At 71.8% G+C, this 9,708-nt stretch carries 6 protein-coding genes; 1 reads left to right on the top strand and 5 read right to left on the bottom strand.

The genetic code is table 11. The features are described 5' to 3' along the window. Nucleotides 1-34: 34 nt before the first annotated feature. On the bottom strand, nucleotides 35-973 hold the full coding sequence (locus tag VAE46_RS04540) for an ABC transporter ATP-binding protein (RefSeq protein WP_322795732.1): 939 nt from the start codon (nucleotides 971-973) through the stop codon (nucleotides 35-37). 2 nt (nucleotides 974-975) lie between these two features. Beyond that, nucleotides 976-4,359: an ABC transporter permease gene (locus VAE46_RS04535; RefSeq protein WP_322795731.1), complete on the bottom strand. Its 3,384-nt coding sequence runs from the start codon at nucleotides 4,357-4,359 to the stop codon at nucleotides 976-978. 80 nt (nucleotides 4,360-4,439) lie between these two features. Here VAE46_RS04535 and VAE46_RS04530 point away from each other — a divergent pair, with 80 nt between their 5' ends. Next, nucleotides 4,440-7,796 (top strand): FtsX-like permease family protein, encoded by a 3,357-nt coding sequence (locus VAE46_RS04530; protein ID WP_322795730.1) that lies wholly within the window; start codon nucleotides 4,440-4,442, stop codon nucleotides 7,794-7,796. 12 nt (nucleotides 7,797-7,808) lie between these two features. Here the strand turns inward: VAE46_RS04530 and VAE46_RS04525 are convergent, their stop codons facing one another. The 3 genes from VAE46_RS04525 to VAE46_RS04515 all read right to left on the bottom strand — a co-directional run bounded on the left by VAE46_RS04525 (nucleotide 7,809) and on the right by VAE46_RS04515 (nucleotide 9,677). Continuing rightward, nucleotides 7,809-8,492, bottom strand: coding sequence for a hypothetical protein (locus VAE46_RS04525; RefSeq protein ID WP_322795729.1), 684 nt, complete (start codon nucleotides 8,490-8,492; stop codon nucleotides 7,809-7,811). Nucleotides 8,493-8,501: 9 nt separating this feature from the next. Further along, the gene (locus VAE46_RS04520; RefSeq protein WP_416223941.1) at nucleotides 8,502-8,996 is read right to left on the bottom strand and encodes a peptidylprolyl isomerase; all 495 of its coding nucleotides are present in this window, start codon (nucleotides 8,994-8,996) and stop codon (nucleotides 8,502-8,504) included. An 84-nt stretch (nucleotides 8,997-9,080) separates the two neighbouring features. Next, entirely contained in the window at nucleotides 9,081-9,677 is a 597-nt protein-coding gene (locus tag VAE46_RS04515) for a DinB family protein (protein WP_322795727.1), read from the bottom strand. Between the last annotated feature and the right edge of the window lie 31 nt (nucleotides 9,678-9,708).

Here is a 9,708-nt window from a genome sequence, read left to right as displayed (position 1 = left end):
CCCCGGACCTCGACCGCCGCGCCCGCCTCAGCCATCACGGCATCCCCCTCGGGCGAACCGCCCTCCGGCCGTCCGGCAGCACTTCGATGCGCCCCTCGCCGAGGAGCACCTTCGCCCGCTCTTCGATCTCCAGCTCTTCGAGGTACTCCCGCGGGATTTGCAGCCGGCCCGCCGCATCGACGAGCACGTACTCCTCGTGCACCACGCGGGTTTCCGTGCCCTCGAACCGCACCCGCCGGAAGATCTCGGTGCTCGTCCGGCCGTCCCGGATAGCCACCACCCGGTCGACGCGCGCGGCGATGTCCGGGTCGTGCGTCACGATCACGATCGTTGTCCCCAGCTCCTGGTTCAGCCGCCGAAACACTTCGTACACCGTATCCGCGCCGACCGAGTCCAGCTCGCCGGTCGGCTCATCGGCCAGCAGCAGCGGCGGGTTGTTCGCCAGCGCCACCGCAATCGACACCCGCTGCTGCTCCCCGCCCGAGAGCATCTCCGGCCGATGGTGCAGCCGGTGTCCCAGCATCACCAGCTCGAGCAGCTCGACCGCCCGGCGCCGCGCCCCCGCGGCCGGCACCCCATCGAGCACCATCGGCACCTCCACGTTCTGCACCGCGTCCAGGTACGGCACCAGGTTCCGCCCCGTTTGCTGCCAGACGAACCCTACCTGCTTCCGCCGGTAGCGCACCATCTCCCGCCCTGTCATCGTCAGCAGGTCCTGCCCGCCCACGAAGCAGCGGCCCGCCGAGGGCGTATCCAGCCCCGCAAGGATGTTGAGCAGCGTCGACTTGCCCGAGCCCGAGGCCCCCACGATCGCCATGAACTCGCCGCGCCGCACCTTCAGGTCGAGCCCCCGCAGCGCCACCACCTCGAGGTTCGCGGTCTTGTAGATCTTGAACAGGTCCTCGCAGCGGATGTAGAGCTCGTGCTCCTCGGGTTCGGCAGCGGCCGGGCCCGGCGAAAACCGCTCGTGCATGCTCACACCTCTCCGATCCGCAGCGCCCGGTGCACCGCCAGTCGGGAGTACACCGCCGCCAGCGCCGTGATGGTCGCCAGGAAGACCACGCCCAGCAGCCCGTAGACTGTGGCCACGGCGCCCCAGCTCACCTCCGATACCAGCGGCGGCACCGGCTCGGCGCCCTGCTCGGTCACGCCAAGATACCCGATCATCAGGCGCCCCAGCGGAAAGCCGAGGAACGTCCCCGTCGCGACCCCGGCCGCGATCACGAACGCCTGCTCGAAGCTGACCAGCCCGAGCACCTGCCGGCTCGAAAAGCCCATGGTCCGCAGGATCGCGAACTCCAGCGCCCGCGACTGCGCTGCCAGGATGGCATAGACCGCGAAGCCCAGCCCCGTCAGCACCAGCACGGCCCCGAACGACAGGAACAGGATGCCTTCCCAGCTCGCAGCCACCAGCGGGTCCTCCGACTGCGCAGCCCGGATCGCCGCCGCGTCAAAGATGCCTTCGGCCTGCACGCCCCGCCCGGCCAGCGCCTCCCGGGTCAGCTTCTCCGGCTCCGCGCCGGACAGCCACGCCTCGTTGGCGGTGACGCCGTCGGCCAGGCCGGGTACCCCGGCCGCCAGCGTCTGCAGCGCCCGGAGGTCCGCCACCGCGAGGTACTCGCTGCCCCGCGGGTCGTGCCCCGGGAAATAGCGGAACGACGCCGCCACCCGCGCCTGCACGTACTGCCGGTTGACGTAAATCGTGAGCTCATCCCCGACCCGCTTGCCGGCAGCCTCGAGGAATCGCTCCTCGGCCGCGATCGGCAACGGACCCGGCGGCCGGCGCACCCGGAAGCCAAACAACGGCCCCTGCCCTTGCCCCCGGGTGAAGGCAATGCGTCCTGCCCCGCCCCCGTCGATGCCCGCCCCGTCCCCGAACGACACTGCACCCGGGTCGGCGGCCGATTGCCCGGTAATCAACTCGTAGGCCGCGAACGAATCGAACGGTTCGATGACCCGGCCCCCAGGGAACCCTCCGCCATCCACCCCCGGGAAGCTGGCAGCCTCGCTGACCTGCACCGAATCCACCAGGATGATGGCTCGCTCGGTCACCGGCGGCGGGGAGCCCTGCACGCGTGCGTACACGGCATCCAGTCGCTTCGGCGTCGCGAGGCTGTAGCGCAGCCCCTGCCCGAACCGCAGCTGCGATGGCTGGGCCAGGTCGGCCGTGAAGAATCGCCACTCGCTGGTCACCTCCGGCTGTACCGGCGTCAGCACGTAATCCCAGTAGCTCCCGTCGGCATCCTCCAGCCGAAGCCCAAGCCGGACCTGGTTCGAGCCGTACGGCAGCCGCGCCCACAGCCCAATCCAGCGCGACCCCGGCGGCACCCCGGGACCCTCCGCCGGCCGTGTTGTCTCTATTCGCAGCCGTTCCAGCAGCTCGCCGAGCCCCGGGCCCGCGAAGTCGTCCCGCCAGAATGCCACCCGCTCGAACTCGCCCGGCACCACGCCGAGCACGGTCAGCGAAACGCCCTGGAACGTCGAGATGCTGTAGCTGCCCTGCTGCCGGCTCGCCGGCGAGACGATCTCCGCCCCCGTGACGTTCGCGAGCCGCTCCACGAACGCGCCGTTCGGGACCATCGCTGGGTTGCGGACGTCTTCCAGCCGGGTGGGCGCCCCGGCTTCGTACGCCGCCCGGTCGTCGTAGCCCCGCTCCAGTGTCGCCCGGTAGCCCGCCGCGAACATCCCGACCGCCGTCGCGAGCAGCAGCAGCAAAATCAGCCGGTTGTAGTGGAGCGGCGCCCGTGTCATCCGCGCCAGGCCGAAGGCGACCGTCGCGTTCTCCCAGCGCTGCACCGCCCGCGTAATCCCGGCCAGCACCAGCGGGAAAAGCCGCAGGAAGACCAGCGCGACCATCAGCATGAAGAGCGTCGGCGAAAGTAGCAGCAAGGGGTCCGCCGAAAGGTCGCCGAAGAGTCGTTCGGTCACCAGGGAACCCCGCTCGCGTAGTTGATAGAACAGGAAGGCGCCCACCCCGACCAGCGCGAGGTCCAGGTAGTACCGAACGAACAGCGGCCTCGTCGTGGGCCGGGCCAGGCTGTGCTTGTAGTCGATCGTGGTCCCCCGGGAGGCGCGCCACGCCGGCCAGAGCAGCGCCGCGAACGCCAGCAGTGCACCGCCGGCGGCTGCCCCGAACGCCAGCGGCGAAAGCGGCACCTCAAGCATGGCGTTGCCGCTCAGCGGTTCGAACGGCGGCGTGAACCCCAGCACCGCGATCCCCGCCGCCGCCAGCAGCGGCCCGGCGACGGCTCCGATGCCGCACAGGATGGCCCCCTCGATCGCATAAATCGCCACCACCTGCGCGGGGCTCCCCCCGCGCGAGCGCAGCAGGGCGATCTCCCCATGCTGCCGCTCGACCAGCATGCTCGAGACCATCACCAGGTAGTAGAGCGCGATGCCCGCAATCTGGAGCATCAGCGCAAAGAGCGGCAACCGCGTGAAGAACAGCTTCGTCTGGTAGCTCGCGATGATCTCCGGCAGCTGCGTCTCCACCAGCACCCCGGCAACCGACTCCCGCAGCACCAGCGACATCGTCCGCAGGTTCCCCTCCACCGAGCGTGCGTTGCGGGCGTTCACCGCGCCGATGTCGACGAACCCGTACGCCTCCAGGGTGCTGTCCATCTCGGGCAGGTAGGCCGCCAGTCCATCGCGCACCGTGGCCTCATCGACCCAGAACGCGTACGTGTCCCAGCTCGTCTCCACCACGAAGCGGTCGGTCCGCCCGAACCAGTACGGGTCCCCGGGGTCTTCCGGCTCGACCAGCCCGGTTACCACCGCCCGCACCGGGACGGCGTCCTGCCGCCAGAACGGGTGCAGGTCGAACCGGTCGCCCACCTGCACCCCGAACCGCTCGGCAGCCTCCCGCCCCAGCAGCACGCCCACTTCCAGCTGCTCCCCCTCCCGGTAGGCCGCCGGGTCCGGCCATTCCCCCGCGGTGAGCCGCACCTGCTCCCGGAAGCCGTCCGCGAACTGGAAATGCGCCCGCGGCCGGTTCTCGTCGGTCGGCACCGGCTCGCCGGGGGCGGCCAGGTAGAACGTTGCGGTCCGCCCGTAATGTACGACCTCCTCGAGCACGTCCCCCGCGTAGGTGGCGAGCGCGCCATCGACCGCCTCGCGCTTCTGCCGGTAGTCATCGAGCGCCGGCCGCCCGCTCACGACGACCCGGATGTTCCGCTCCGTTGGCTCCGAGGTGCGCAGGGCGTAGCGCAGCCCGAGGTCGCGTACAGCATCGGAGTAGAGCACGACGCTGGCCATCAGCGCGGCCGCCATTACCACCCCGACCAGCACCGTCGCCAGCAGCCGCCGATTGGCGAGGCTCCGCCGCACCACCATCTGCAGGACCACGAACCCGGTTCGCATCTGTGCCCGGAACCCTACCGAAGTTCGCGCCGCCCGGCAAAGCCGCCCACGCTCGGCCCGCCTCCGTGTACAGTTCCCCCGTGCGCGCAGCCGTCGCCACCGGACGCCTCTTCGCCCGCCGCAGCCTGAGCACCTGGCGGCTGCTGGCGGTCCTCGGCCTCGGCATCCTCATCGCAGCTTCCCTGCTGGCCGCCTCGCCCATCTACGCCCGCACGATGGCCGACCTCGGCCTCACCTTCACCATCCGCGAGCAGCTGAGCGAAAGCCCCGGCAACCGGGTCAGCGTTCCCGCGGTACCGCTGGGCAGCGAAGCCGGCCAGCGCCTCCGCGACGCCATCGAACGCCGCATCGTTGAGCGTATCGGCTGGTTTTCCGGCGGCGAATCGCGGGTCCTGGTCGGTCCGCGCTTCTTCCTCGCGCCGCCGGGAGAGACCGCGCCAGCCCAGGCGCCGGTTGGCCAGCTCCAGTCGCTGACCGGCTACGAAGCCCACGTCGCCGTCCTCGAAGGCGAACTCCCCCGGGCCCCCGGCCCCGGCGAACCGCTCCAGGTTGCCGTCTCCCGCGATGCCGCCCGCGCGGCGCGCCTCGCCGTGGGCCAGCAGCTCAGCCTCGTCGAGGACATCGATACCTGCGCCCGCGAAATCCCCCGCGAGGACCGCCCGCCCCCGCCTCCCTGCACGCCGACCGCGGGCGTCACCTTCGCGCTCCCCGCGGTCATCACCGCCATCATCGAACCAACCGACCCGGCCGACCCCTTCTGGGTGCTCCCCGCCGACCAGTTCTTCGCCCCGTCGCGGCTCCTGCCGGAGAACGGCCCGCTTGTGCCGCTGTTTGTCCCCGAGGAAGCCCTGCTCGACGGCCTGGCGTCCCGGCTGCCGAATTACACCGCCGCCGCCGCGTGGCACACCTTCGCCCGCCCCGAAGCGCTCACCCGCACCACCTTCGAACGCGCCCGCTCCGACCTCACCGCCCTCTACTACGACCTCGAGCCGCTCGGCGCTGCCAGCTTCAGCCCGCTCGGCAACGTCCTCGCCGAATACGGCCGCGCCCGCCAGTACCAGCAGGCGCCGCTCGGTATCCTCCTCCTCCAGCTCACAGCAGTCGCGGTCTTCTACGTCATCCTCGTCTCCCTCGTCATCGTCGAGCGCCAGGCCGAGGAGGTCGCGCTCCTGCGTGGCCGCGGCGCCACCGTGTCCCAGGTCGTGGCCATCTACCTCGTCGAGGGCCTGCTGCTCGGCATCCCGGCAGTCGTCGTCGCACCCCTGCTCGCTGCCGCCGGCACCGCCCTGCTCGGCCTCACCCCAACCTTCCGGCCCGTGAACAACGGCGACCTCCTCCCCGTCGCCATCCCGCCGGAGGCCTACCTCTACGCTGCCGCAGGCGTGGTCATCTCGGTTGCGGCGCTGCTCGTCCCCGCCGCCTGGGCGGCGCGTGCCTCGGCGGTCGCGCGCCGCCGCGAGCTGGCCCGCCCGGGGACGCCGTTCTTCCAGCGCTACTACCTCGACCTCGCCCTTGCCGGCGTCGCGGGCCTCCTGCTCTGGGAGCTCCGCGAGCGCGGCAACGTCTTCACGCCCTCCCCCACCGGCGGCGTCTCCTCCGACCCCCTCCTCCTCGCCTCGCCGGCGCTCCTCGTGGCCGCAGCCGCCGCGCTGCTCCTTCGGTTCTACCCGCTGGCGCTCCGGCTGGCTGCCCGCCTCGCCGGCCGTGACGCCTCCCCCGCGCTCGCCGTCGGCCTCTGGCAGGTGGCCCGGAGCCCGGGCAACTCCGCCCGGCTCGCCCTCCTGCTCGCCCTCGCCATCGCGGTCGGCACCTTCGCCGCCAGCTACGCCACGACCGCCTCGGCCACGTTCGAAGAGCGCGCGCAGTTCCAGTCCGGGGCCGAGGTCCGCGCCGTCACCACCGGCAGCGCCGACCTCGGCCAGGATGGCCCGGCCGCCGACGCCGCCCTTCGCTCCATCCCCGGCGTCGCATCGGCCTCCGCCGTGCTTCGGCTGACCGGCTCGCCGGCTGCCGCTGCGCTCACCGGGCGCACCTTCCAGGTCCTCGGCCTGGACCCCGATGCTGCGCCCTTCCAGCTCTGGTTCCGCGACGACTTCGCAGGTCAGCCGCTGCGCGACCTCCTCGCCGGGCTCGGCGCCCCCGAACCCCTCCGCGGGCGCCCGCTGCCGCCCGGCGCGCAGGAGCTCCGCGTCGATGTCCGGCTATCCGCCGCCGGCACCCAGATGACCCTCTGGGCGCGCATCCGCGATGCCGCCGGCTACCACCAGCTGATCGAGTTCGGCACCCTCGAACCCGGCGACTGGCGCACGCTTTCCGCACCCATCGCGCGGTCCTACGAAGGCCAGCTCCCCGAACCCCTCACGCTGGTCGGGCTCATCATCACCGAGCCGGCCAACCGCTTCACCACCGCACCGGTCGAGCTCCTGCTCGATAACCTCGCCGCCGTCACCGCCGACGGCACGGTCGCCCTCATCGACGACTTCGAAGCGCCCGAACCGGGCTGGACGCCGCTCCCCGCTCGTCCCGCCCTCCCCGACACCTACGAGGTGACCCGCGACGGGGTTCCCCGGGGTCAGGCCGGCAAACTCTCCCGCGTCCCGGGCCAGGGCACCGAGCTCTGGGGCCTCGCCCCGGCCCAGCCCGCCATCCCCCTGCCCGTGGTCGCCACCGAATCCTTCCTCGGCGCGACCGGGCTCAGCGTCGGGGCGACGGGCGTCATCGCGGTGGCCGGGACGCCAGTACCCATCCGCGTCCTCGCCTCCGCGGAGCATTTCCCAACCCTGCCCGCTGCTGCCGGGCCCGGCGTCGTCTTCAATCGGGCCCACCTCGCCTCGTGGCTTGGCCTCGCCGGCTCCTCGGTCCCGCGCGGCTTCAACGAAGCCTGGCTCTCCCTCGCGCCGGGCGCCGACCCCGCGACCGTCGAAGCCGCCCTTCGCGCCGACCCCTTCAGCTTCGGCGTCGTCACCAGCCGTGAGCGCGAACTGTCCCTCCTCCAGCGGAACCCGCTCATCTCGGCCGGCGGCGCCGGCATCCTCTACCTGGCCTTCGGCGCCATCCTCCTGCTCGTCGCCGCGGCCCTGCTCGTCTCCCTCTGGCTGGTCGTCCAGCGGCGCCGCGTCGAATTCGCCGTCCTCCGCAGCCTCGGCTTCTCCCGCGGCCAGGTCATCCGCCTCCTGGCGTTCGAATACGGTCTCGTCGCAGTCGTGGGCATCGCGGCCGGCGCCTGGATCGGCCGCGCCGTAGCCTCCCGCATGCTCTCCTTCCTCGATGTCGACGAAGCCGGGCGTCGAGCCGAGCCTCCTTTCATCCTCCAGACCGACTGGCTGATCGTGCTCGGCGGCTCCGCTGCCGTGGTCTTCGTCTTCCTCTTCGCGTTCGCCTTCGCCAGCCGCCTGCTCGCGAGGATGAGCGACGCCCAGGCGCTACGCACCGAGTAGCGCCCGCCCGGCTCACTCGCCCCGGAGGATGAGCAGGCCCTGCCCGGGGAGCGGCTTCCCCTCGGTGTCCGTCACGAACGCCACCCGGTCCCCGGCCCCCACATCTCCCGGCCCGGTGCGCACCGCCAGGTAGAGCGGCGCGTCCGGAGTTAGCCACACGGTGGCCGACCCGGCCCCGGTGCGCACCTCGATCCGGTCGGCTTCCACCCGTTCGACCGTCCCCGTGATCACCGGCAGCACCCCCGCCTCGCGCGCGACCTCATGCCCCCAGAACTGCCCGGCCGGCCGCTCCGATTCCCGCCCTTCCCCCGCCACGATCGCCCGGATGGCGAAATTCCGCACCTCGTTCGGCACCGCCAGCACCGCGATGGCCATCCCCGGCGCGACCCTCGTCGACTCGGCTTCCACCAGCAGCCACGCCGGCGCCCGGTCCGGGACCTCAAGCTCCAGCGTGCCACCGCTCCCTGAGAGCCGCAGGACGTTCCCGTCGACCCGCTCCACGTCGAACGCGGCGTACGCCTCGCCCGCCGGCCGAACGAAGGGCCCTGGCTCTGGCGGCGCCTCGCTCCCGCCAGACACGCGCGCGCCTACGACCACCGCCAGCAGCAGCACCGCCGCTGCGGCCACCGCCGCACCCGCAGCCACAACCGCCCGCAGGCCCGAAACGCCCCCGCGCGTGGTCGAAAGGCCGGTCACGCCGGCATCCTACCCGACCGGCCCTGCCTGCGCCTCGCTGATGGTGACCGAAAGGATCTGCACCGGCTGCACCGGTCGGTCCTGCGGCCCCGTCGGGGCCGTCGCGATCGCATCGAGCACATCCTCGCCGCCGGTCAGCCGACCGAAGATCGTGTAGTTCGGCGGCAGCGGGTAATCGGCGTGCATGATGAAGAACTGGCTCCCGTTCGTGTTCGGGCCCGCGTTCGCCATCGCGATCGTGCCCCGCAGGTACGGGCGCTTCACGGGCTCATCGTCGAACCGGTAGCCCGGGCCGCCGCGGCCAGTGCCGGTCGGGTCGCCGCCCTGGATCACGAACCCGGGGATCACCCGGTGGAAGATCACGCCGTCGTAGAACCCCTCACGCGCGAGGAAGACGAAGTTGTTGACCGTCTTCGGCGCTTCCTCCGGGAAGAACTCCGCGGTCATGGTCCCCGCCGTGGTCTGGATCTCGGCGGTGTAGCGCTTCGCCGGGTCGATCACCATCTCTGGGGGGCGCGAGTACTGCTTGGCCATGGGTCACCTCCTGGTGGCCCTTCCAGCGTACCCGCCCGGCGCGCTCTGCGCCCGTCAGACACGCTGCTCGCGCACGCCCTGCGGCACCAGGCTGTCGTTCACGCTCGCCAGCCACTCCGCGATCCACGGCTGCTCCGCCCGGTGCGGCAGCGCCCGCAGGATATCCCGGGTGTGCGTCGGGTCGTGGATGGCGATGCCCCACAGGAGCCCGCCGAACCGCACCTGCGAAGGCGGAAGGTTCAGCACCTTCCGGTCTCCGCCATACGGGATGACCGCATCCAGGTGGGCATCCGTGAACTCGCGCACCGCGGCCAGCAGCCGCGCCCGGTGCTCCTCGGCCTCGGCCAGCAGCTCCTCGATGCTCCGGCCCCGGCGGGAGGTCACCGCCGCTTCGTTCCAGTCGTCGATATCGAACGGCTGCGGGATCGGCGTGTCCGGCAGCGGCGCCGTCTGCCCGACCATCGCCGCGAACCGCGGCACGATCAGGCCGTCGATCGTGCAGAGATGCGCGACATAATCGCGCACGGTCCAGTGCGAACCCGGCACCGTCGTCCCAAGCTCTTCCTCGCTCAACGAGCGGCAGAGGTGCGTGAACTGTCGACGGTGCCGGTCGAATTCGTCGAGCACCAGCTGAATGCGTGGATTCACCATGTACTTCCTCCCTGCGCCGGTGCAGGGGCCC

It is taken from the genome of Tepidiforma sp., from assembly GCF_034433535.1.
Lineage (GTDB): Bacteria > Chloroflexota > Dehalococcoidia > Tepidiformales > Tepidiformaceae > Tepidiforma.
This window is presented reverse-complemented; position numbering and strand designations above follow the sequence as displayed.

Bases quoted from the DNA above. Each gene is read 5' to 3' on its own strand.
- VAE46_RS04520 (WP_416223941.1), bottom strand. From the start codon at position 8,996: ATGGTGATCGACCCGGCGAAGCGCTACACCGCCGAGATCCAGACCACG.
- VAE46_RS04540 (WP_322795732.1), bottom strand. From the start codon at position 973: ATGCACGAGCGGTTTTCGCCGGGCCCGGCCGCTGCCGAACCCGAGGAG.
- VAE46_RS04515 (WP_322795727.1), bottom strand. From the start codon at position 9,677: ATGGTGAATCCACGCATTCAGCTGGTGCTCGACGAATTCGACCGGCAC.
- VAE46_RS04535 (WP_322795731.1), bottom strand. From the start codon at position 4,359: ATGCGAACCGGGTTCGTGGTCCTGCAGATGGTGGTGCGGCGGAGCCTC.